24 protein-coding genes are annotated in these 20,345 nt (G+C 43.3%); 11 read left to right on the top strand and 13 right to left on the bottom strand.

Annotation, left to right across the window (positions count from 1 at the left end; translation table 11 throughout):
* Nucleotides 1-16: 16 nt before the first annotated feature.
* Nucleotides 17-1,033, bottom strand: a complete 1,017-nt coding sequence (locus IQ276_RS05265) for a hypothetical protein (RefSeq protein WP_193915239.1) — start codon at nucleotides 1,031-1,033, stop codon at nucleotides 17-19.
* 198 nt (nucleotides 1,034-1,231) lie between these two features.
* On the opposite strand from IQ276_RS05265, the gene IQ276_RS05260 reads away from it, so the two are divergent.
* Nucleotides 1,232-1,441: a DUF2442 domain-containing protein gene (locus IQ276_RS05260; RefSeq protein ID WP_193915237.1), complete on the top strand. Its 210-nt coding sequence runs from the start codon at nucleotides 1,232-1,234 to the stop codon at nucleotides 1,439-1,441.
* 257 nt (nucleotides 1,442-1,698) lie between these two features.
* Here IQ276_RS05260 and IQ276_RS40070 read toward each other — a convergent pair whose 3' ends face one another.
* Together IQ276_RS40070 and IQ276_RS05255 are read right to left on the bottom strand one after the other, a co-directional pair.
* Entirely contained in the window at nucleotides 1,699-1,821 is a 123-nt protein-coding gene (locus IQ276_RS40070; protein WP_255264304.1) for a hypothetical protein, read from the bottom strand.
* On the bottom strand, nucleotides 1,818-3,461 hold the full coding sequence (locus tag IQ276_RS05255) for an eCIS core domain-containing protein (protein ID WP_228042945.1): 1,644 nt from the start codon (nucleotides 3,459-3,461) through the stop codon (nucleotides 1,818-1,820). The genes IQ276_RS40070 and IQ276_RS05255 overlap by 4 nt, the downstream gene beginning before the upstream one ends.
* A 153-nt stretch (nucleotides 3,462-3,614) precedes the next feature.
* Here IQ276_RS05255 and IQ276_RS05250 point away from each other — a divergent pair, with 153 nt between their 5' ends.
* From IQ276_RS05250 to IQ276_RS05240, 3 genes are read left to right on the top strand one after another with little or no spacing between them, the layout of a single operon-like run.
* Nucleotides 3,615-3,791, top strand: a complete 177-nt coding sequence (locus IQ276_RS05250; RefSeq protein ID WP_193915233.1) for a hypothetical protein — start codon at nucleotides 3,615-3,617, stop codon at nucleotides 3,789-3,791.
* A gap of 33 nt (nucleotides 3,792-3,824) precedes the next feature.
* Nucleotides 3,825-4,073 carry a DUF4160 domain-containing protein gene (locus IQ276_RS05245; protein WP_193915231.1) on the top strand — a complete coding sequence of 83 codons (249 nt, stop codon included), beginning with the start codon at nucleotides 3,825-3,827 and terminating at the stop codon, nucleotides 4,071-4,073.
* A gap of 19 nt (nucleotides 4,074-4,092) precedes the next feature.
* On the top strand, nucleotides 4,093-4,380 hold the full coding sequence (locus IQ276_RS05240; RefSeq protein ID WP_193915230.1) for a DUF2442 domain-containing protein: 288 nt from the start codon (nucleotides 4,093-4,095) through the stop codon (nucleotides 4,378-4,380).
* A 138-nt stretch (nucleotides 4,381-4,518) separates the two neighbouring features.
* On the opposite strand, the gene IQ276_RS05235 is transcribed toward IQ276_RS05240, so the two are convergent.
* The 4 genes from IQ276_RS05235 to IQ276_RS05220 form a co-directional block, all read right to left on the bottom strand.
* Nucleotides 4,519-5,004 carry a DUF6714 family protein gene (locus tag IQ276_RS05235; protein ID WP_193915229.1) on the bottom strand — a complete coding sequence of 162 codons (486 nt, stop codon included), beginning with the start codon at nucleotides 5,002-5,004 and terminating at the stop codon, nucleotides 4,519-4,521.
* A gap of 52 nt (nucleotides 5,005-5,056) precedes the next feature.
* Nucleotides 5,057-7,195, bottom strand: a complete 2,139-nt coding sequence (locus IQ276_RS05230; RefSeq protein ID WP_193915228.1) for an eCIS core domain-containing protein — start codon at nucleotides 7,193-7,195, stop codon at nucleotides 5,057-5,059.
* Nucleotides 7,196-7,439: 244 nt separating this feature from the next.
* The gene (locus IQ276_RS05225) at nucleotides 7,440-7,712 is read right to left on the bottom strand and encodes a DUF3143 domain-containing protein (RefSeq protein ID WP_190876261.1); all 273 of its coding nucleotides are present in this window, start codon (nucleotides 7,710-7,712) and stop codon (nucleotides 7,440-7,442) included.
* 129 nt (nucleotides 7,713-7,841) lie between these two features.
* Nucleotides 7,842-8,363 carry a J domain-containing protein gene (locus IQ276_RS05220; protein ID WP_193915249.1) on the bottom strand — a complete coding sequence of 174 codons (522 nt, stop codon included), beginning with the start codon at nucleotides 8,361-8,363 and terminating at the stop codon, nucleotides 7,842-7,844.
* 150 nt (nucleotides 8,364-8,513) lie between these two features.
* On the opposite strand from IQ276_RS05220, the gene IQ276_RS05215 reads away from it, so the two are divergent.
* Genes IQ276_RS05215 through IQ276_RS40065 form a run of 3 tightly spaced genes read left to right on the top strand, consistent with a single transcriptional unit; the run spans nucleotide 8,514 to nucleotide 9,168 of the window.
* Nucleotides 8,514-8,873, top strand: coding sequence for a type II toxin-antitoxin system Phd/YefM family antitoxin (locus IQ276_RS05215; protein WP_193915227.1), 360 nt, complete (start codon nucleotides 8,514-8,516; stop codon nucleotides 8,871-8,873).
* Entirely contained in the window at nucleotides 8,870-9,076 is a 207-nt protein-coding gene (locus tag IQ276_RS05210; RefSeq protein ID WP_255264303.1) for a type II toxin-antitoxin system RelE/ParE family toxin, read from the top strand. The genes IQ276_RS05215 and IQ276_RS05210 overlap by 4 nt, the downstream gene beginning before the upstream one ends.
* Nucleotides 9,076-9,168, top strand: a complete 93-nt coding sequence (locus IQ276_RS40065; protein WP_309245632.1) for a hypothetical protein — start codon at nucleotides 9,076-9,078, stop codon at nucleotides 9,166-9,168. Before IQ276_RS05210 ends, IQ276_RS40065 begins: the two co-directional genes overlap by 1 nt.
* Here IQ276_RS40065 and IQ276_RS05205 read toward each other — a convergent pair.
* Together IQ276_RS05205 and dnaK are read right to left on the bottom strand one after the other, a co-directional pair.
* A complete protein-coding gene (locus tag IQ276_RS05205; RefSeq protein WP_190876259.1) occupies nucleotides 9,165-10,160 on the bottom strand; it encodes a DnaJ C-terminal domain-containing protein in 996 nt (331 codons plus the stop codon). The genes IQ276_RS40065 and IQ276_RS05205 overlap by 4 nt on opposite strands.
* A 214-nt stretch (nucleotides 10,161-10,374) precedes the next feature.
* Entirely contained in the window at nucleotides 10,375-12,450 is a 2,076-nt protein-coding gene (gene dnaK / locus IQ276_RS05200) for a molecular chaperone DnaK (protein WP_193915226.1), read from the bottom strand.
* 300 nt (nucleotides 12,451-12,750) lie between these two features.
* On the opposite strand from dnaK, the gene IQ276_RS05195 reads away from it, so the two are divergent.
* Both IQ276_RS05195 and IQ276_RS05190 read left to right on the top strand, forming a co-directional pair.
* Nucleotides 12,751-13,599 (top strand): M28 family peptidase, encoded by an 849-nt coding sequence (locus tag IQ276_RS05195; RefSeq protein ID WP_193915225.1) that lies wholly within the window; start codon nucleotides 12,751-12,753, stop codon nucleotides 13,597-13,599.
* Nucleotides 13,596-13,754, top strand: a complete 159-nt coding sequence (locus tag IQ276_RS05190) for a hypothetical protein (RefSeq protein ID WP_193915224.1) — start codon at nucleotides 13,596-13,598, stop codon at nucleotides 13,752-13,754. The genes IQ276_RS05195 and IQ276_RS05190 overlap by 4 nt, the downstream gene beginning before the upstream one ends.
* A 262-nt stretch (nucleotides 13,755-14,016) precedes the next feature.
* On the opposite strand, the gene IQ276_RS05185 is transcribed toward IQ276_RS05190, so the two are convergent.
* From IQ276_RS05185 to IQ276_RS05170, 4 genes are all read right to left on the bottom strand, one after another.
* Nucleotides 14,017-14,574, bottom strand: coding sequence for a hypothetical protein (locus tag IQ276_RS05185; protein WP_193915222.1), 558 nt, complete (start codon nucleotides 14,572-14,574; stop codon nucleotides 14,017-14,019).
* A 123-nt stretch (nucleotides 14,575-14,697) separates the two neighbouring features.
* Nucleotides 14,698-15,663 (bottom strand): DMT family transporter, encoded by a 966-nt coding sequence (locus IQ276_RS05180; RefSeq protein ID WP_193916290.1) that lies wholly within the window; start codon nucleotides 15,661-15,663, stop codon nucleotides 14,698-14,700.
* Nucleotides 15,660-16,631 carry a DMT family transporter gene (locus tag IQ276_RS05175; RefSeq protein ID WP_193916287.1) on the bottom strand — a complete coding sequence of 324 codons (972 nt, stop codon included), beginning with the start codon at nucleotides 16,629-16,631 and terminating at the stop codon, nucleotides 15,660-15,662. The genes IQ276_RS05180 and IQ276_RS05175 overlap by 4 nt, the downstream gene beginning before the upstream one ends.
* A gap of 196 nt (nucleotides 16,632-16,827) precedes the next feature.
* The gene (locus IQ276_RS05170) at nucleotides 16,828-18,135 is read right to left on the bottom strand and encodes a mannosyltransferase family protein (RefSeq protein ID WP_193916284.1); all 1,308 of its coding nucleotides are present in this window, start codon (nucleotides 18,133-18,135) and stop codon (nucleotides 16,828-16,830) included.
* Between the two features lie 441 nt (nucleotides 18,136-18,576).
* Between IQ276_RS05170 and IQ276_RS05165 the strand changes: the two genes are divergently transcribed.
* Nucleotides 18,577-19,773: a 1-deoxy-D-xylulose-5-phosphate reductoisomerase gene (locus tag IQ276_RS05165; RefSeq protein ID WP_193916281.1), complete on the top strand. Its 1,197-nt coding sequence runs from the start codon at nucleotides 18,577-18,579 to the stop codon at nucleotides 19,771-19,773.
* Nucleotides 19,774-20,154: 381 nt separating this feature from the next.
* Nucleotides 20,155-20,337, top strand: coding sequence for a hypothetical protein (locus IQ276_RS05160; RefSeq protein ID WP_193916278.1), 183 nt, complete (start codon nucleotides 20,155-20,157; stop codon nucleotides 20,335-20,337).
* Nucleotides 20,338-20,345: the final 8 nt, after the last annotated feature.

Genomic DNA, 20,345 nt, shown 5'->3' with positions numbered 1-20,345 from the left:
CACCCTACAAGGTCGGCTAAGCCAATTCCTGGTGAAACAGGTCGGTGGCACCATCATCTGCACCGCGATAACCCCAATCTCGGGAACCTTGAGTGTCGGGCGATTTGGGGCAGATACCCGTCTTAGGGACGAGGAATTTGAAGTAACCGTACCCCCAGATGAGGGCCTTCATCTCAAACGGGGAGTAGTCGCGATTGGCAACTGTATAGCGTGCGTACAAGTAGTGCTCGGCAGCAGGCAGTTCCGGACTACAGCAGTTGACTCCTCCCGGCTTCTCCCTCTGCACACGAACGTGCGACCAAGCATCGAAAAGTTGATCTACCGAGTACGTATTGCTGCGGCTGCCGCCGTATGCATTATTGATAATCCCTTCGACTCCATTGAAGTCCGGCTCGCGGTTGGGGCAACTGGCAGGCACCTGCTCCTGTCGCTGTAAGATCACAAAGTTAGTCCGAAAGGGGGCTTCCATGAACGATCGCACTTCATCTGGCAACGAACTTCCCTCGCTTTTACTACTATTGAGCTGACTCTCAATATTATTCCGTGCCTGTAAGCCTACATTATTAGCCGATTGTATAGATGGCTTAGTTTGTACTTTGTCTTCTTCGTGTTCACAGGCTGCACATTTGCGTCGCAAGGAGTCTTGTACAGGCTGTACGGTAGGAGTGTTAAGTTTGTGGGGCACAACCATCCGCATCACCTGATTTGCCATCCAATCTGCTTCCTGCTCGTACTTGTCCCCTGGTTCTCCCACCGTCAGTTTTGCCTGGGGACGACGCAACGCTATGCGACTAATGTCGTGACTAAAAGACCTTTGCTCAAGGGCTTCTGATAATAAGGATTGCTCGTCGGCAAACTGAGCCTCTTTGAGGTTGGTTGATTGCTCTGTTGCTGTTTGAATTAGATTATTTTTTGGTAAACTAAAGCCGCCTGTTGGGTTTGCCAGTGTTGGGGTATGTGGTGAGACAAGGGACGGATTGGAAAAAGTTGATGTACCTGCTTTCTTACGCCCAAAAGTGTAGCTGTTGCTCATCTCACCCTTCCTTAATTGATGGGTAAAGCCGTGATTCCTACTGCCAAGTATTTTTAACTAGCAAATTTTACAATTTCTGAAAAGGCGATCGCTATCAACTTTAGTCTAAATTTACAATCAGACCTAGCCGCCAATTTGTATCTCAGTATTTGCATGGTTTTTTGCCGGACTAGGAGTAAATTTAGGTCAGGAGCAGCTATGTTGTATCCCCGAATTCATCAAGTCAAAGCAATCGATGATACTACTCTAGTCATTGAATTTACCAATCAAGAGGTGAAAAAATACGATGTTCGTCATCTCTTAGATACTCCAATGTTTTCTCCACTTCGACAACCTGCTTTTTTTAAGAACTTTAAGGTCGAGCTAGGGGGCTATGCAATACTGCTCGGTTATACCAATTCTATATGAGGCTGCGCTCTATTGGCGTAGCGGCAATTCATGAATTGCCGCTACAATCTGTAGTTTTGCATCAGTCTTATAAGCGCATCTTCAAACAGAAATGGTATTAAGCCTAAAAAATTACTTTGGTGTAGGTTGGGTTGAGGAACGAAACCCAACATTTTCAGGGCTTTGTTGGGTTTCACGACCTTCTACCCAACCTACAAATTTTCTTAACCGAATAGTATTGGGGGGCTATGGGATTGTGTGGAATGAGGAGATTGATCTTAGCGAGTATGAACTGTGGAAGAATGGTGTGTCGTTGATGGAGAGTCAAGATAAGGCTGGCGATCGCAAACAGCCGTCATAGTGCGATCGCATTTACGCTCAACAATCTCGTTAATACTCACAACTTGGGAATTTTTTTGGCAGGAAGCTTTAAGCGCACGACGTTTGCACCAATGACGAGAAAGTCCTGTGCACCAGAAGCCTTCATAAGTTCCATTCCAGTATGTAGACAGGGGTCGGCTCTGCGTTCATCAGGGTGCCACTCGTATGGGTCGCTTAATTCCAAATCAACAAGAGCAGTACCATCATTAACGTCTGTATTCTTCTGACGTGCGCTATTGTCGTCATAAATTTTGAAGAAGAATGTATCAATGCCGCCCAGAGCATACAACCAGTTTTTAGTTGTGTAATCAAATTGCTTGATGGGGTCGTCGAGTTTTCCTTCGGTTTCAGTTGTGTTTGCAAGTAGACTTTCCATTTTGGATTTGACACCAGCATCTTCACGAAACATTTTTGCAACGTTATTGTCAAAAGGTGCTCCGCCTCCAGTTAGGTAGTGGTCAAAGTTGGCTACAGCATCTGGGTATGGGGCTAACACCTGACGGGCGTAATCTGCAATCCAATGTGGTGGAATGCAGTTACAGATTGTTGTACCATGCGCTAACAAAGGAAAATCACTCATCATCAACTCGTTAAAGAGACGAAGTTGGTTTTCAGGGGGAGCAGTGAATATACGTATGATTCGATAGAGAGTGAATAATCCTAGAGTAGGAGAGATGCGTAAGAGGCAGTTGACTAAAGCAGTGGCATAAGGGTTACCACCTAATAGTTTAGATATATAGATTCCTGCCTGAAGAGACGGATCGTCAGTCGCTCGCTGTATTATCAGGCTTTCAGTTGCTTGCCTTTGAATCTCTGGCTCTTCCTGCAACATTTCTTTGTTTAGCTCACATTCTGAACACTCTAGTTGAGCATTTGGTTGATTAAGAGATTTCTTAACCTGAGTCCCTTTTATCTGCTGTACTACATGAGTCAACTCATGGGCCATCAACTCATTATTACCTGGCGACTTCCCCGCCCCAAAGTAAACATCGCTACCATGAGTAAAGGACTGTGCGCCCAATTCCCTGTTCATCTGCACCGCGTAGCTGTCTGTATGTACCCGCACGGAGGTAAAATCGGCACCAAACCGGGGTTCCATGAACGATCGCACCTCATCTGGCAACGAGCTTCCCCCACCTTTACTGCTATTGAGCCGACTTTCAATATTATCTCCTGCCTGTAAGCCATCATCAGTAGCAGGTTCTAGGGATGGCTTAGTTTGTACTTTCTCTTCCTCCTCACAAGCTGCACATTTGCGCTGCAAGGAGTTTTGTATAGGCTGTGTGCTGGGAGCATTAAGTTTGTTTGGCACAACCATCCGCATCACCTGATTTGCCACCCAATCGGCCTCTTGTTCATACTTGTCCCCTGGTTCTCCCACCGTCAGTTTTGCCTGGGGACAACGCAACGCTATGCGACTAATGTCGTGACTAAAAGACCTTTGCTCAACGGCTTCTGATAATAAGGATTGCTCGCCGGCAGACTGAGCCTCTTTGAGGTTGGTTGATTGCTCTGTTGCTGTTTGAATTAGATTATTTGTTAGTAAACTAAAGCCGCCTGTTGGGTTTGCCAGTGTTGGAGTATTTGGTGAGACAAGGGACGGATTGGAAAAAGTTGATGTACCTGCTTTCTTGTGCCCAAAAGTGTAGCTGTTGCTCATCTCACCCTTCCTTCATCAACTGATAAAGCCGTGATTCCTACTGCCAAGCATTTTTAACTAGCAAATTTTACAATTTGTGAAAATGCGATCGCTATCAACTTTAGTCTAAATTTACAATCAGACCTAGCCGCCAATTTGTGCTTCAGTATTTGCATGGTTTTTTGCCGGACTACGAGTAAATTTCATTGCAAGCGATCGCTTTTGGTGGGTGCTTTTGCCAGCTATGCCGACTTTACAAAATTGGCAATGTCTGCGGCGATAAACTACGCACCTCAACTCAAAGGAGCGGCGATGTCTGATGACAAGCCTTACGGCTACGCATTTTGGTAAAATAGACGGGTTAAGTATTTGTTAGATGTCGTTATGCCAGAGGTTGCACGGTTCTATGGAATTGTGATTAAAGTCTTCTTTGGCGATCACCCTCCACCTCATTTTCATGCAATATATGGCGAGTACAATGGGTTAGTCAGCATTGAATCACTTGAAATCATTGAAGGAGATTTGCCAAATCGGGCACAAAAGCTAGTCCTAGAGTGGGCAACTTTATACCAGCAAGATCTGTTGCAAATGTGGAATACTCAGGAGTTTCGTAAGCTACCTCCTTTGAAGTAAATTTAGGTTAAAAGCAGCTATGTTGTATCCCCGAATTTATCAAGTCAAAGCAATCGATGATACTACTCTAGTGATTGAATTTACCAATCAAGAGGTGAAAAAATACGATGTTCGTCATCTCTTAGATACTCCAATGTTTTCTCCACTTCGACAACCTGCTTTTTTTAAGAACTTTAAGGTCGAGCCAGGGGGCTATGGGATTGTGTGGAATGAGGAGATTGATCTTAGCGAGTATGAACTGTGGAAGAATGGTGTGTCGTTGATGGAGAGTCAAGACAAGGCTGGCGATACAATTGAGCAGTCATAGTGCGATCGCTCCGAACACGATCGCCCTTCTACCTTTTCAACTTTGATCTCCCTCTCTCTTTTTCAGTAGCGATCGCGTAGTGTCTTTGTAGCTGGCTTCCCGCAGGGTAAGAGAATTGCTACGGCAAATGCGATGGTACTAAAATCTTTTGAGGGCAGTATCTATTCTCTCAAGAGAGGTAACCCCGGTGTACTTAGTTCTCAAAAACTCTAAAAATCTCTTGATTACAGTTTTTTGATCTTGATTAAAGTTACTAATCCGACTAGAAAACGGAGCCATTTCTGAATCTTGTTCTTGAGGCGCATTTAAACTATGAACAATTGTTGTAGGAATCATATCAGCCTCTCGGTATGAGCGGATTGAGGCAAGAAGGTAAGCTGGTAAATAAAACCGATAACCTTCTGGAGTCAAAAAGAACAAACCCTCAGCATGATACCTCAGCATATCTAATGATAGAGATCGCCAATCCTTCCCCTTCAAGACTTCTTTGATTTCGTTACACTCCAAGTGATAGCCAGTGTTGTCGTAGACGATTTCATCATCTCCAGGGTACTCAACATTAGAGAAAGCTTTTTCAATATCTAAAATAAGCTTTTCTGATTGTATTTCAGAAGACTCAACCATAGCAAATAATTTCCTCTAAAAAAGCTAAAACCTGGTTCCAAGGAGCAAAACATTAGCACTTTTTCTTACGATATTGTTCTCGACATTTATCTTCAGCTATGTGCGCTGATTCTGTGGCTTCCCTATGTCCATTATCTCCTCCTTGGTAACATTCTTGATTAATATTTTCTCGCGCCTTTGCACATCTTTCGTTTCTTTGCCATCTGCTTCTGAGTTCTGCACAATTAAGAGTTTCATCATCACAACTGCGTTCAAGCTGCTTACATTGTTTGTTTACTTCATCTTGAAGTTCACGATGCTGAGTCTCAGTACAATCGCCTAGATGCTGTTTCTGTTTTCTTTTCTTTTCTTCTTCCCTTTTCCTGTTTTCCTCCAAATATTCATCTTCTGTCTTACCTTTTTGAAATATATTTGAAGGAATTAACATGATTGCGATGAAAACTATTATTCCTACAGCAATAGGACCTAAAAGAACACCAGGGCCAATACGAGGAACAGGACTCGGACCTGGAGAAACAGGTGTCACAGGTGCCGGAGGAATCGGTGCAGGTCCGGGAGGAACAGGCACAGGTTCAGGAATAAGAAAAGGAGGAATAGGATTAGGAGTAGGAGTAACAGGTACAGGAGCAGGCGCTACATTCATGCTTGCTTGTGCCGCCAATACGTTAGCTGCTTGTTGCACCTGTTCAGGAATATCTATCAAGTTGTGCAAGTCTGTAGGATTTTTGCTACGAAGATTTTGGACAAGCTCTGGATCAAGCCCATAAGTCCAAGCTCTTACCAATCTTCCAGGTTCGCTGTTCCAATCCACCTGAATACCATACGAATTAGCGATCCAATCAGTAGCTTCACCCCCAAGGTCTGTAACAGCTTCCACTGCTTCACTGCCTTGTTGCTTTGCCCAGTCATAAGCATCACTTCCGGCTTGGGTAACCGAATCTACGGCTGCACCGCCTTTTTCTTTAGCCCAGTCATAAGCATCACTTCCGGCTTGGGTAACCGAATCTACGGCTGCACCGCCTTTTTCTTTAGCCCAGTCATAGGCATCGCCTCCGGCTTGAGTGACAGTATCGACCGCTCCACTGGCTTTTTCTTCAGCCCAGTCATAAGCATCGCTTCCGGCTTGAGTGACAGTATCGACCGCTCCACCGGCTTTTTCTTCAGCCCAGTCATAAGCATCGCTTCCGGCTTGAGTGACAGTATCGACCGCTCCACTGGCTTTGTCTTTTGCCCAGTCTAAGATACCTCCGCTTGAGCTACTTTCTGAATCTGTCTGATCTTCGTCATCATCAAAAGGTGACCATCTTTGTATCCCAGACTGAGAAAGTGCTGATATGTTAGGCGATCGCTGTACCTCTAGTTCCTCTTTTTCGCAAACTGAACACTTTCGTTGGACAGTTGGCTGTTTCCAGACTTGCTTAGTTTGAACTGCCCCCGTCTGCTGCACTACATGAGTCAACTCATGCGCCATCAACTCATTATTCAAAGCCGACTTACCGCCCCCAAAGTAAATATCGCTACCATGAGTAAATGCCTGTGCCCCCAACTCCTGATTCATTTGCATCGCTTCACTGTCTGTATGCACCCGAACGGAGCTAAAATCGGCACCAAAGCGGGGTTCCATGAAGCCTCTGACTTCATCTGATAACAGACTTCCCCCACCTTTACTAGTATTGATCTGACTCTCAATATTATCCCCTGCCTGTAAGCCACGATCAGTAGCAGGTTCTAGGGATGGCTTAGTTTGTACTTTCTCTTCTTCCTGCTCACAAGCTGCACATTTTGGCTGTAAGGAGTCTTGTACGGAGTTCACGGTAGGAGCGTTCAGTTTCTGGGGGACAACCATCTGCATTACCTGATTTGCCACCCAATCCGCCTCTTGTTCATACTTGTCCCCTGGTTCTCCCACCGTCAGCTTTGCCTGGGGACGACGCAACGCTATGCGACTAATGTCGTGACTAAAAGACGGTTGCTTAATAGCTTGTGGTTCCAAGGATTGCTCGTTAGCAGACTGCGCTTCTTCCTGGTTGGTTGATTCTGAGGTTAATTGTTGGATAGGAGTGTTATTTGTTGGTAAACCAAAGCCTCGTGTTGGGTTCGCCAGCGTTGGAGTAGTTGGTGAGATCAGCGACGAATATGAAAAAGTTGATGTACCTGCTTTCTTGTGCCCAAAAGTGTAACTGTTGCTCATCTCACCCTTCCTTTATTGATGGGTAAAGCCGTGATTCCTACTTGACAAGCATTTTTGAATAGCACATTTTACAATTTGTGAAAAGGCGATCGCTATCAACTTTAGTCTAAATTTACAATCAGACCCAGCCGCTAATTTCTGCCTCAGTATTTGCATGGTTTTTTGCCGGACTAGGAGTAAATTTCATTGCAAGCGATCGCTTTTCCTTGGCGCTTTTGATGGTGAACTGTACTCAGCACTTAGTTTACGGTCCAGAAAACACCGCTTGTTCTATATCTTCCCGACTTAGAGAATATTTGAATGAGCGTTGGATGTCTTGTCCATTTTCCCCAGATTGGATGTATCGCACTACGATTTGCTCAACATCAAGCCAAAGTTCAGCTTGCCAACTAGGCCGCTGCACACGCCAGCAATGCCGCTGTGTTTCGTCTTGTTGACAACCTTGGTCTTTTAGCCACTGCTCAATTTGTGGCAGGGGATGATTGTATAAGGGGGTATCTGAGGGAAGAAAAGACATAGGAATTTTAGATTTTGGATTTTGGATTAGGAAATTTTTTAATATTTAATTACCATCAGGGTAATTACAGGAGATATCAAGAAGCGTGAAGTACACAAACTAGTTTTAGTGTCAGACATTAAACCTGTTTTACTTCCCAATTCTGAATTCTGACTCCTGAATTCTGAATTCTGAATTGTGCTGTACAGATGGATTTGGTTGCTGCAAATGTGTTTGCAAAGCAGGGTCACCACGAGTTAAGCCAATGGCAACTGCTAGTAACAAACAACCTACAAATGTTAACACCAGCATAAATAAAGCGAAAATTTCGCCAGATGAGAGGGGGCGATCGCTGGCATCCAGATAAGCTGATTTTGAGAAGTCATGAGAACGCGATACGGGATGATTCAAATCAGGAGGTGCTTGAATCACTCCAAAGCGAGAATAGCCAATTTTTAAATCGTAGCTTAACCGACGTTCTGGATGGCTCAGGGTGGCGTAAGCTTCATTGAGTTGCTGAAATTTGGCAGTAGCTACAGCAGCAGGCAAATCTGTAGTATCAGGATGATAGCGTTTGCTCAGTTGCCGATAAGCCCGACGAATATCGATTACCGATGCCGAGGGATGCAGTTCTAGCAGGGAGTAATAAGTTGGTTTACTGCTTTGTGCCATTGTCCCTTTCTGATTCACGGCTGTTTGAGTCACTTCGCTCAAAAGATATTTTTTATATTTTAAATCCTTTGTCAATTGGTGAAGACGGTATGAAGACACAACAACTCTAGCATTTGATAAAATATTTAATAAAGCATTTTATTAGATGCGATGCACGTCAAAATTAATCTCGAAAATATTCAAACTCTCACTGACTTTAAGCGCAATGCCAAGGACTACGTAGAAAGGATCAAGGCCACAAAATCCCCCCTTGTACTAACTGTGAATGGTAAAGCTGAGGTTGTAGTACATGAAGCACAAGCGTTTCAGCAGATGATAGATCAACTCCAGCACCTTGAAGAAGAACTGCAAAAACTCAAGCTAGAAGCATTACGCAGTCAGATTGATATTGGTATTAAGCAACTTGAGGCTGGACAATATAGCGAATATGATGAAGAGTCACTTTTAGCTTTTTTTGCAGATATTAAAGCACGAGGACAGCAAAATTTAACTGACAGCGATGCTCTATGAGTCGATTTCGGATTTCTAGTCAAGCATCGCAAGATATTGAGAATATCTGGAAATATCTAGCGCAGAATAATTCAAAAGCTGCCAATCAACTTTTTGATACTCTGCGAGAAAGTTTTCCGAAACTGGCGAAATTTCAGCAAATGGGCAAACAAAGACCTGAATTGGGTGCGTTTTTGCGAAATTTTCCAGTTAAAATTATTTAATTTTTTATCGTCCAATAGACGAAGGCATAGAAATTGTACGTATCTTGCATGGTTCACAAGATATAGAAACTATTTTTCAAGATGAAGACTAACGTATTAAATCAGCACGGGGTTTAAAGGTTTCAATTTGTCGCAATTTTTCGTAAAGTTCTCGTTCTTCTTGACTAATATTTTTCGGTGTAACTATTTGAATTTCCACTAATTGATCGCCACGTTTACCATCTTCATTAGGGTAGCCTTTATTCCCTAGTCGAAATTTTTGGCCAGATCTAACTCCGGGAGGGATGGTCATTTTTACAGGGCCATCAAGAGTGGGTGCTTCTACCTGACCTCCTAAAACTGCTTCGCTGGGAGTCACAGGTACTTGACAGAGAATGTTGAAAGCATCTAGCTTAAACAATGAATGAGGCTCAACGGTAATTTTTAAGTATAAGTCGCCACCACCAACGCCTTGGTTTCGCAAACGAATAGTTTGACCTGTAACCATCGCCGGAGGCATAGTAACTTCTAGCGATCGCCCATCTTCTAAGCGAATGCGTTCATTACCACCTTGATAAGCTTTTTCTAATGGTAAAGTTAATCTGGCTTCTATGTCCCTACGAGTAGTGCGGGGTGGGGTGTTAACTGTGTAGGCAACTTTTGTTCTCGGTGAACGAAACGGATCGCTGGAAGCACCATTATTAGAGGTATTTGCCCCATTTTGATTTTTGACGCCGATAACTTGATTAATAAAGCTTTCAAAGTCAGCAAACTGACTTGGATCTACATCCTGATTATCGTTGCGACCGTTAGCGCCAGTTTGCCAGCTTTTAGCCTTTGGCGTCTGTTTGTTGCCTGCAAAGCCTTTTTGCTTCCAATAGCGGCTAAATTGGTCATACTGCGATCGCTTGGCTGGATCTGAAAGGACTTCATAAGCTTCGCCGATATCCTTAAATTTATCCTCGGCTGCTTTATTTCCAGGATTGAGATCGGGGTGATACTGTCTTGCTAACCGCCGATAAACCTTTTTAATTTCCTCGTTGGAGGCGTCTTTAGATACTCCTAAAATTTCGTAGTAATCGCGGAAATTCTGCAAATTTTGCATAGTCAGCTATTTAAATTTTAGATTTTAGATTTGGGATTTTGGATTAATTAGGAGTTAGGAATTAAAAGTTAGAAATTGAAAGATTTATTTTTTTACTTTTGAGTTCTAACTTCGTCAATTCTAGATTTTTAATTTGGAATTTTAGATTTCAGGAAAAATCTAAAATCTCAAATCTAAAATCCAAAATTGATTGACTCCCCACTCCAATCAGAAACTATAACCAATCATTGTCTTCTTCATCATCCCAGTTATCTTGGTAACTTGGACGGGATTTGCGGGGAGGACGATTTTCATAGGAAGAAGAACGATTATCTCGGCCATAGTCTCTGCCAGAGTCTCGGTCTCTGCCATAGTCTCTACCATAGGAGTCGCGTTCCCGAAATGTATCTCTGGCAGAGTCGCGTTCCCGTTCTTTATCGCCACCAGTAAAGATGTCACGGATAGTGCCAAACAAATCGTCGTCTTCGTCTTCAGCATAATACTGGCGGACTTCTCGATTTAGCTCATATAGAGCATCTTGCAGATCGGCGTAGGTTTGGTCAATACCGCGATCGTCGTTTTCCTTGAGACTTTCTCGTAGTTCTTGGCAGATATTATCAATTTTTTGGCGGCGGTTGCGGGCAAACTGCATACCAAATTCCAAAGCTACTTCTCTAAGTTGTCGTTCTGCTTGGAAAATCAACGCCTCCGAACGAGTCCGCTTTTCTACTCGTTCTTTACGTTCGCGATCGACATCGGCGTATTTTTGAGCATCCTGAATCATCCGATTTACTTCCGATTCTGTCAAGGTAGAAGCGCCTTGAATGGTGATACTCTGTTCTCTACCAGTGGTTCTATCTAAGGCTGTTACCTGCAAAATTCCATTGGCATCGATATCAAAGGATACTTGGACTTGGGGAATCCCCCGTGGCGCTGGTGGGATGCCATACAGCTTGAACCGTCCTAAAGACTTGTTGTTTGCTGCCATGTCTCGTTCGCCCTGGACTACGTGAATTTCCACAGTATTTTGATTATTTTCCGATGTAGAAAATATATCAGAGCGACGTACTGGTATGGTAGTATTGCGGGGAATGAGTTTTTTCATGACGCCGCCGATGGTTTCCAATCCCAAAGATAGCGGTGTGACATCCAAAAGCAGCACATCTTTGAGTTCGCCTGCAAGTATGCCTGCTTGAATTGCTGCACCCACTCCCACCACTTCATCGGGGTTGACATTTTCGTTGGGTTCTATGCCAATCAAGTCCCGTACTAGCTGCTTTACCATTGGCATTCTTGTGGAACCGCCAACTAACACAACTTCTTCAATGTCTCTAGGTGAAAGTCCGGCATCTTTGAGGGCGCGTTTAACTGGTATCCGCAATCGCCCAATCAAATCACCACATAAGCCTTCAAACTGGGAACGAGTGAGACGAGTTTCCAGATGTTTGGGGCCATCTTCTGTGGCGGTGATGAAAGGTAAGTTAATATCCGTGATGCTGACAGCAGAAAGTTCAATTTTGGCTTTTTCCGCAGCTTCCATCAGACGTTGCAAAGCTTGGCGATCGCGTCTTAAGTCTACCTCTTCTGTTTCCAAAAATTGCTCTGCTAACCAATCTACTATTTTTTTGTCAAAATCATTGCCACCGAGTTGTGTATCTCCACTGGTAGCTTTCACTTCAAATATGCCATCGCCCACTTCTAAAATCGACACGTCAAAGGTGCCACCACCCAAGTCAAATACTAAGATAGTTTCCGTGTCACCCCGATCTAATCCATAAGCCAAAGATGCAGCAGTTGGTTCATTCAGAATCCGCAGTACCTCTAAACCAGCAATTCTGCCAGCATCGCGGGTTGCTTGCCGCTGGGAATCATTAAAATAAGCCGGTACTGTAATTACTGCCCCTGTCACAGGTTCACCCAAATAGCGACTAGCATCGTCTGCCAATTTCTTCAGCACCATTGCTGAAATTTCTTCCGGGGCGAAATCTTTATTCAGGCGGGGACAGGCGACTTTAATATTACCTACTTCGTCTTTGCGAATGGTGTAGGGTACACGCTTTGAATCTGGGTTCAGTTCGCCATATTTGCGCCCAATAAAGCGTTTCACTGCGAAAAAGGTATTTTGGGGGTTGAGGACGGTTTGTCGCCGTGCCATTTGCCCAACTACCCTTTCGCCTTCTTTGCTGAAGCCAACTACGGAGGGGGTTGTTCGCATTCCTTCTGCATTGGCAATCACCACCGGCTTGCCACCCTCCATCACGGCGACTACTGAGTTGGTTGTACCCAAGTCGATGCCGACTACCTTGCCCATGCGTTACTCTTCTCCTAAAGCGTCTTATATATTTATTATGATTGGGTGGAACTACCTCTAGCTTTGTGCTACAGGGTGAAAACACCTCAATGGTATAATAGTCGTCATTAAGGTAGAAAGTTAAGAAGTTCAGCTAGAGGAGATAGTTGCAAGACTAGGATAGCATTGACGATGCTTGGTGTGTCCAAGCAGCCTCAATTGTTGTTATCTAGCTACTTCTGTTTACTCTATCTGCAATTTGGTAAATCCACCTTAATCATGCTTGCTGTGCTTTTTTGAGTACCTGAAAACTTTAAAAATTTGAGTTTAATAGAACGATTACAAACTTCCCTCAATGAGATAGCGCGAGAACGCGATCCTTATATAGCAACAGCTGGACATTTTTTTGTCCAAGAATATATCCGCCAGGAATTTTCCCAATGGGGAAGTGTGGAAATCCACACCTTCCAAGTTAGAGGTAAACCTTGTAAGAATTTGATCTTAAATTTACCTTCCCAAGCTAGACCGCAAAAAAAGGATTTGCCACCTATTTTAATTGGTGCCCACTATGATGCTGTTCCTGGAACACCAGCTGCGGATGATAATGCCACAGGTGTAGCAGTGTTGCTGGAATTAGCCAGAAAATTTGCTGCTGAACCTGTAAGATATCCCCTAAGGCTGGTTGCTTTCGATATGGAAGAATATGGCTTACTGGGTAGCGCTGACTATGCAGCTTTGTTGCGCGAACAAAAGCAGCAGTTACGTTTAATGATTTCACTAGAAATGCTGGGCTATAAAGATTCTACACCCGGTTCTCAAAGTTACCCGCCTTTTTTGGAGCGCTTCTACCCAAATAGCGGCGATTTTATTGCTTTAATTGGCAATTGGCGGACAATTGGTGACTTAATTGGTATGAGTCGTAGTATTCGCCAAGTCGGTGTACCTAGTCAATGGCTACCCGTACCAAATAAAGGTTTAATAGTTCCGCAAACCAGACTTAGCGATCATGCACCTTTTTGGGATTTGGGTTATCCGGCAATGATGGTAACGGATACGGCATTTTTACGGAATCCACATTATCACAAACCTAGTGACACAGTTGCTAGTTTGGATTTAGATTTTTTGAGGGGTGTATGTGAAGGTTTAGAGATGGGGATTAGGCGATTTTGACCAAGCCCCGTTGGGGCGGGTGTAGGGGTGTACGGGAAATCGCTAAATCAACAAATGCGATCGCCAAATCAACAAATGCGATCGCTAAATCAACAAATGCGATCGCTAAATCAACAAATGTGATGGCAAAAATAACATTAGAAAGGGGAAACTAGAACATCTAATTCCCTCCCTTTTATAAGCTACGGTGTACACATAAGTCGAATTACTCCCCTTAATCCCCCCTTATCAAGGGGGGAAAAGAAATCTAGTTACCTCGCCAATACATACGGGGAGGGTTAATTCAACCCTCCTGTGGTACTCTCAACTGATTAACCCATCAGTATCTCGCTTGAGGAGGTTTATCTTGAATTTTCGGATTTTTCCAGATGAAGTGGGGGTGTTGGATTTGCATTGGTGTTTTCTGGGAAAAACTTCTTAATTCATCAGATAAAAGCAGAAAATTTCTGTTACTTTGCCTTTTTGAATAGTAAAGTTTAACCCTCCAGGGCTGGGTTCTTCAACTATGTAATTTAAATTGGTAACTTTACCATCTTGAGTTATTTCAGTTTTTCCATAGGTTCTAATCACTTTTGTTTGTGTATCGCCTACTTTTACTTTATCTATGGTGGAATATTTAGAACTGGTTGTTTTAATTTGGTAAACAGTAAATTTCCCTGGTTGAGCATCTTCAGCTAAATCAACTGTAATGCCTGGATATTTAAGAGTACGAACTTTACCAATAGCAGGTACAAAGGCATTTTCTACTTTTACAGGTTTACCTAAAATTTTTCTGACTTGTGCCTCGGACATAGAAAGTTTTACGCCACCTATTCCTAGACGTTCGATAGTGATTTTTGTTGATTTATTCTGAAAAATTTGATAATTAGCGGTACTAGCAATTACTTGACTATGGGTATAGCTAGTCAAGGGAATAAGAAAAGTAGCGATGCCTACGGTGGGCTGCGCCAACGCCAACAAAATTACTCTTAACATAATTAAATACTCGAATATGACTTCAGCGTGTGTATCAGTTTTATCACATGCTTTTTGCATTTCCAGATGTTTCTGTTGCTGTGGAACAAATTATTAATAGTTAAAAATAATTTTGTCGTGAGGCTACGATTTTTCATCTATTACTTTCACAACAGATCGACTAGATTGGGCTAGATAAATACCTACTAAAACTACGGCAAAAGTCACCCAGTCAAACAAGCCCACCTGTTCTGAAAAAATGAACCAAGCAAAAATCGAAGCTAAAACTGGTTCGGCCAGAAGAGTGACGGCGACAACTCGTGAAGAGATTCTGCTGAGGCTGTAAGCTAAAAGTCCCTGACCCAACACTTGGCAGAAAAGGGCTTGAAAAATAATGAAAAACCAACCCATCCACGAATAGGGGAGTAGTCTATCTTCGAGGAATGGAACGACGGGTAGTAAAAACATTGTTGTGATTCCACAGCGCCACAGCATGATAGTTGCGGTGCTAAATCGAGAACGGAGTTGTTCTATGAGCAACATACACGTTGCCATGAAAATCGCAGTCAGAAATGCTAAGACATCACCGAGTAATTGGTCAGTGGCAAATTGCACCTTATTGATTTCAAATGCGATCGCTCCCCCCAAGGCGATGGACAAACCAACAACGAATCGATAATCGAAACGCTGACCGAATAACAGATACCCAGCCAAAGCAACGAATAAGGAATTCAAATTAGACAATAAAGCCACGTTGGCAACGTTAGTTTGACTCAGCGACCAAGCCCACAAGAGTAGGTAGGTTGCAGCAGCAGTTCCCATTGCTAACAACAGCCAGATTTCTTTTTTGGTCAAAGGCTTGTGTTCGATCGTTTGGTTATCTGACTGTTGGTAGCGGAAAGCCTCAAGTCCATTCCACAGTGCAAAAACGACTGTAGCAATCCAACTGCGATGAAATACTACAGCATTTGCACCAATTTCTAATTGACATAATTTGGTCAGAGATGGTGCCAAAGATATGGGAATTAGGGCAAAAAATAATGACAAAGTTCCTACTAAAGCTGGTGTTGAGGATAACTTTTGTTGTAGGAATGCCTGTTTTGTCGTCATATTTTTAGCAAATTTTTAACAAAAATAGTTTTGACTGATTCCTGGAACGGCGAATTAGCTGCAACCTGGCTAGATATGGCTAAGTATAGACCGATTAAAACTATAGCGAAACCCATTAGATTAAAAAAACTTAACTTTTCCGAAAATATTACAAGAGCGAAAATGGCACTAAATACTGGCTCTAACAGATGCACCAAGGAGACAACCACAGAGGAAAACCTAGCAAGGCTATAGGTCAAAATTCCGTGACCTACAACTTGGCAGATCACGGCTAGGGAAATCACCCAAAGCCACCCGCTGAGTGTAGAAGGGAAAAACTGATCTTGAGTGAACAAAAGTATGGGGAACATGGTTAGGGCAGCGATCGCACAGATCCAGAACTGAATTATATCTGGAGAAAATTTAATTCGTAATTTTTCTACCATCAGCAGGTATGCGCCCATGAAAATTGCTGAAGCGATGGCAGCAAAGCTTCCTCGAAGTTCGTTTGTGGCGATTTGGAGTTGTTCAAATTCAATAGCGATCGCTCCCCCAAGGGCGACAACCATCCCGATCAAAAATTGACTCCCAAAACCGTGACGAAATAACAGCCACGCCCCTAAGCTAGTAAATATGGGGGCGAGATTATGTAAAACACTAGAGATAGCGACGCTAGTTTGAGTCAGCGACCAAGCCAAAAAGACCAAAGTAGCAGCCCAACAAACACCAGCGCCTGGGAATAGCCAGAAATCTTGACTAGTGTAGGATTGCTGTTCTATGGGTTGATTTTGGGAAAATTGCTGACATATCGTTTTATATCCATACCACAACCCGAAGACCAGACTAGCAACCCAGAAGCGATTAAATACAGTGGCATTGGGGCTGAGTTCAGTTTCGCTCAATCTCACAAAAATAGAGCCAAAAGAGATGACGCCCACGCCTATAAGTAATACCGCAAGCGCCATCTTCGTCTGATTGGATATATTCATTAGGAAAGTTAAATTCAATTGATGACCAAAACAGGGAGTAGGGAGTGGGGAGTAGGGAGTAGGGGGAAGAGAGAAAATACCCTACTCCCTCGTTAAACATAAAGTTGAATTTGGGTGGAGGCTGCTTGCATTCTGAATTCTGAATTCTGTTAGCGCAGGGGGGCGTAGCCCATTCTGACTTCTCTTTTAAGATCCATTAACCAACCCAATGCTCTTGAGCAAATCCTACAGCTATTTTGGCTAATAACGTCACAAACAACCCTAGTATAAAATATCCTTGGCGAGGATTGCGAGATAGTAACACACCAATGGCTATACTCAGAGGTACAATTCCATAGGCCAGACGACTCAAGGAAATAGTACCTCCAGAGGCTAGCAGTAAACCAATACCGCAAAAGCCATAGATAACCGTAACTGGGGTGAGTTGTCGATGTAAGCGCCACAACACAAAGCTACCACCTAAGACCATAACCACGTTCAGGAAGTTATTTATCCACTGCTCGCTTGCCAAGACTAACAAAAACACAACTAAAGCATAAAAGCCATAAGCTAATTTTCCAAAAAGAAAATGTTTATGAAAGCGCCATAAAAGATAGCCACCGCCAACAATTACAGCCACCAACAAGGGATACCAGGGGTCTTTGATGCCGCCAGATGGGTTTTGCACCCAACCAAATTGCCAATTTTTGCTGCCAACTGCAATTTGCATCAGCATGTTTAACCAACCCTGCCAATCAAACCCAAGGGAAGGTCGCCATCCCCTTTGTGCTTGGATAAAAGCTAAAGGGTTACCGAAAGAAATTGCACAATACAAACTGAATAGAAGTATGCCAGTAGCGGTAGCAAAACCAGCAATATAGGCAATGGGTGGTCTGCGTTCTTTCCAGGCTGCGATCGCCAAGGCCGGAATTAGTGCCATACCTGTGGGACGTGTTGCTGTGGCCATGGCGCCCCAAAAGGCAGTCCATCGATATTGCTTGCGATCGAAAGCCCGCAAAGCCGCCGTACTCAAAAACAAATACAGTCCCTCTGTGTAAATCACCGCTGTAAACATAGACGAGGGATAGCAACAAACCACAGCACTCACCCATTGGGCGGCACTGCTGCCATAATGCTCCTTAACCCAAAAGTATAAACAGTAAAGGGCTGCGAAAAATGCCAGGTTGTTTACCAAAATGCCCGCTAATTCAAACGGCAAACCCAGCTTCATCAAAACCCAGATACTCAAGGGAAACAACGGAAAAAAGGCTAGATTATGTTGGTTACCGTCATCGACGAATTCATAACCGGAAGTAGCGATCGCTCGGTAATGCATACTATCCCATGCATCAAAAACCTGCCAGCCAAAACCCGGCAAAAATGCATCTGCTGGTAACGGTAGCCTTGGTGCAACCAGCAACATAGCTATCCAAATGAATATTCGACTGGCAAGCCATATTGCGGCTGGATATAGGAAATCAGTTTTCCATAAAATTTTTCTTATAGCTATCTGAACTTTGACCATAGACTTGAGTATTTCAAAATACTACTTTATCCATCCTCTTATCTATGAATACAGCACAGTAATTTATGAGTGAAATTATGCATCTTCAATCCTCCACCAACATAAGTAACAAACTGAACAAATCGGCAATTACTGGAAAATATTTTCTATTTTGGTCATTTTTACCAATTTTGTCAGCATTTATATTTAAAGATATCGTATTTATAAATACAAATTTTGTCTAGTTAAATGAAAATTATGCTGGGTATTGGGCATTGGGCATCCCTTCGGCTTCTCTACGAGACGCACTCGCGTTCGCTCAGGGCAAGTGGGCATTGGGCATTAGTCATTCCCCGCGTCCCCACTCCTCACTCCCCTCAGTGTATAGATTATGGTCATTGGTGTTATTAATGAGTCCTCAGCAATTTATAGTGAAAGTTGTCTGTAAATCCTGAAATAATTGTGAAAGCGATTACTCTTGTTGGTTCTACTGGTTCTATTGGGACTCAGACTTTAGATATTGTTAGTCAGTACCCAGATCAATTTCGGATTGTGGGATTGGCAGCTGGGAGCAATGTCGAAATGTTAGCTGCTCAAATTCGGCAATTTCGACCGAAAATAGCAGCAATTTGCTTAGAAGATAAATTCCCAGCACTCAAAGAAGCCGTTAAAGACCTCGATCCGCAACCCATTCTACTGGCTGGCGAAGCCGGAGTCATAGAAGTTGCCCGCTACAGCGAAGCGCAAACGGTTGTCACCGGAATCGTGGGTTGTGCTGGTTTGCTACCAACGATCGCAGCTATTGAAGCTGGTAAAGATATCGCCTTGGCAAATAAGGAAACTCTAATTGCTGGCGGCCCCGTAGTTCTACCCCTAATCGAAAAACACGGTGTAAAATTACTACCTGCTGATTCCGAACATTCTGCGATATTTCAATGCCTACAAGGTGTGCCAAAAAATGGTTTGCGACGGATTTTACTGACTGCATCTGGTGGGGCTTTTCGGGATTGGGATGTAGAAAAGTTAGCAGAAGTGACCGTTGCTGATGCTTTGAAACATCCAAATTGGTCGATGGGGCGTAAAATCACAGTAGACTCTGCTACTTTGATGAATAAAGGACTGGAAGTCATTGAGGCTCACTTCCTGTTTGGGTTAGGTTATGACGATATTGAAATTGTCATTCATCCCCAGAGCATTATTCACTCGCTGATTGAACTGCAAGATACCTCAGTTTTAGCCCAACTCGGTTGGCCAGATATGCGTTTACCCTTACTGTATGCTTTATCTTGGCCCGATCGCATTTACACTAACTGGGAACGCTTAGATTTAGTGAAAGCTGGAAATTTAACCTTCCGCGAACCAGATCACCAAAAGTATCCTTGTATGCAATTGGCTTATGCTGTGGGTAAAGCTGGCGGTTCCATGCCCGCTGTGTTGAATGCCGCAAATGAACAAGCCGTGGCTTTATTTTTATCAGAAAAAATTCGGTTTTTAGATATTCCTCGGTGTATCGAATGGGTGTGCGATCGCCATCAAAATGATAACCGTACAAATCCCTCTTTAGATGACATTTTGGCAGCAGATCAATGGGCAAGACAAGAAGTTTTAACAGCAATTGAAAAGTTAGAAACTGACTCCCGTCTAATTTCTTTGCGATAAAAACCTTCACTCAGATACCTAAAGGATAGATTTTCTGGCTCTTGACTAATTCCTGTTTAGCCTTCAGCGTAATGCTGAAGGCTAAGGGTTAAATACTCAACCACTTTTCAAACAACTTCTAAGGAAAATATCTGTAAATATCCTTTCTTTGCAATGCTCGAACAAAAACAATTGCACCATCAGAGATTGTTAATCCAATTCTGTAGTCTGCAATTCTAATACGATAATAATCACCATCAGCTTCGATCACACTTCCCCAACATCACAAATGCGTAGACGCGCATCGGCTTGTCGTCAGACATCGCACTAATCCATCAACCTTAATAAGCGCGTAGCCGTAAGGCTTATCGTTAAACATCGCCCTCCGAAAAACCCCAATAAATGCGTAGCCGTAAGGCTTGTCGTCAGACATCGCACTTTCCCATCAACCCTAATAAATGCGATCGCATTCTCCGTAAAATAATCAAAATGCGATCGCACTCTCCCAGTACCACAAATGCATGGTGTGGCTATTTATCGTCAGGACAAATTTCTTTTCGTAAATCGGGACGGGTAGCGAAATAATCTTTTAA

The sequence above is a fragment of the Desmonostoc muscorum LEGE 12446 genome (assembly GCF_015207005.2).
Taxonomy (GTDB): Bacteria; Cyanobacteriota; Cyanobacteriia; order Cyanobacteriales; family Nostocaceae; genus Nostoc; species Nostoc muscorum.
This window is presented reverse-complemented; position numbering and strand designations above follow the sequence as displayed.

Excerpts from the sequence above, each read along its gene's own strand:
- IQ276_RS05230 (WP_193915228.1), bottom strand. The coding sequence starts at position 7,195 with ATGAGCAACAGTTACACTTTTGGGCACAAGAAAGCAGGTACATCAACT.
- IQ276_RS05210 (WP_255264303.1), top strand. The coding sequence starts at position 8,870 with ATGAGTCGATTTCGGATTTCTAGTCAAGCATCGCAAGATATTGAGAAT.
- IQ276_RS05240 (WP_193915230.1), top strand. The coding sequence starts at position 4,093 with ATGTTGTATCCCCGAATTTATCAAGTCAAAGCAATCGATGATACTACT.
- dnaK (WP_193915226.1), bottom strand. The coding sequence starts at position 12,450 with ATGGGCAAGGTAGTCGGCATCGACTTGGGTACAACCAACTCAGTAGTC.
- IQ276_RS05175 (WP_193916287.1), bottom strand. The coding sequence starts at position 16,631 with ATGAATATATCCAATCAGACGAAGATGGCGCTTGCGGTATTACTTATA.
- IQ276_RS05235 (WP_193915229.1), bottom strand. The coding sequence starts at position 5,004 with ATGGTTGAGTCTTCTGAAATACAATCAGAAAAGCTTATTTTAGATATT.
- IQ276_RS05180 (WP_193916290.1), bottom strand. The coding sequence starts at position 15,663 with ATGACGACAAAACAGGCATTCCTACAACAAAAGTTATCCTCAACACCA.
- IQ276_RS05265 (WP_193915239.1), bottom strand. The coding sequence starts at position 1,033 with ATGAGCAACAGCTACACTTTTGGGCGTAAGAAAGCAGGTACATCAACT.
- IQ276_RS05185 (WP_193915222.1), bottom strand. The coding sequence starts at position 14,574 with ATGTTAAGAGTAATTTTGTTGGCGTTGGCGCAGCCCACCGTAGGCATC.
- IQ276_RS05255 (WP_228042945.1), bottom strand. The coding sequence starts at position 3,461 with ATGAGCAACAGCTACACTTTTGGGCACAAGAAAGCAGGTACATCAACT.
- IQ276_RS05250 (WP_193915233.1), top strand. The coding sequence starts at position 3,615 with ATGGTTTTTTGCCGGACTACGAGTAAATTTCATTGCAAGCGATCGCTT.
- IQ276_RS05220 (WP_193915249.1), bottom strand. The coding sequence starts at position 8,363 with ATGGCACAAAGCAGTAAACCAACTTATTACTCCCTGCTAGAACTGCAT.
- IQ276_RS05170 (WP_193916284.1), bottom strand. The coding sequence starts at position 18,135 with ATGGTCAAAGTTCAGATAGCTATAAGAAAAATTTTATGGAAAACTGAT.
- IQ276_RS05245 (WP_193915231.1), top strand. The coding sequence starts at position 3,825 with ATGCCAGAGGTTGCACGGTTCTATGGAATTGTGATTAAAGTCTTCTTT.
- IQ276_RS05225 (WP_190876261.1), bottom strand. The coding sequence starts at position 7,712 with ATGTCTTTTCTTCCCTCAGATACCCCCTTATACAATCATCCCCTGCCA.
- IQ276_RS05215 (WP_193915227.1), top strand. The coding sequence starts at position 8,514 with ATGCACGTCAAAATTAATCTCGAAAATATTCAAACTCTCACTGACTTT.
- IQ276_RS05260 (WP_193915237.1), top strand. The coding sequence starts at position 1,232 with ATGTTGTATCCCCGAATTCATCAAGTCAAAGCAATCGATGATACTACT.
- IQ276_RS05160 (WP_193916278.1), top strand. The coding sequence starts at position 20,155 with ATGCGTAGCCGTAAGGCTTGTCGTCAGACATCGCACTTTCCCATCAAC.
- IQ276_RS05205 (WP_190876259.1), bottom strand. The coding sequence starts at position 10,160 with ATGCAAAATTTGCAGAATTTCCGCGATTACTACGAAATTTTAGGAGTA.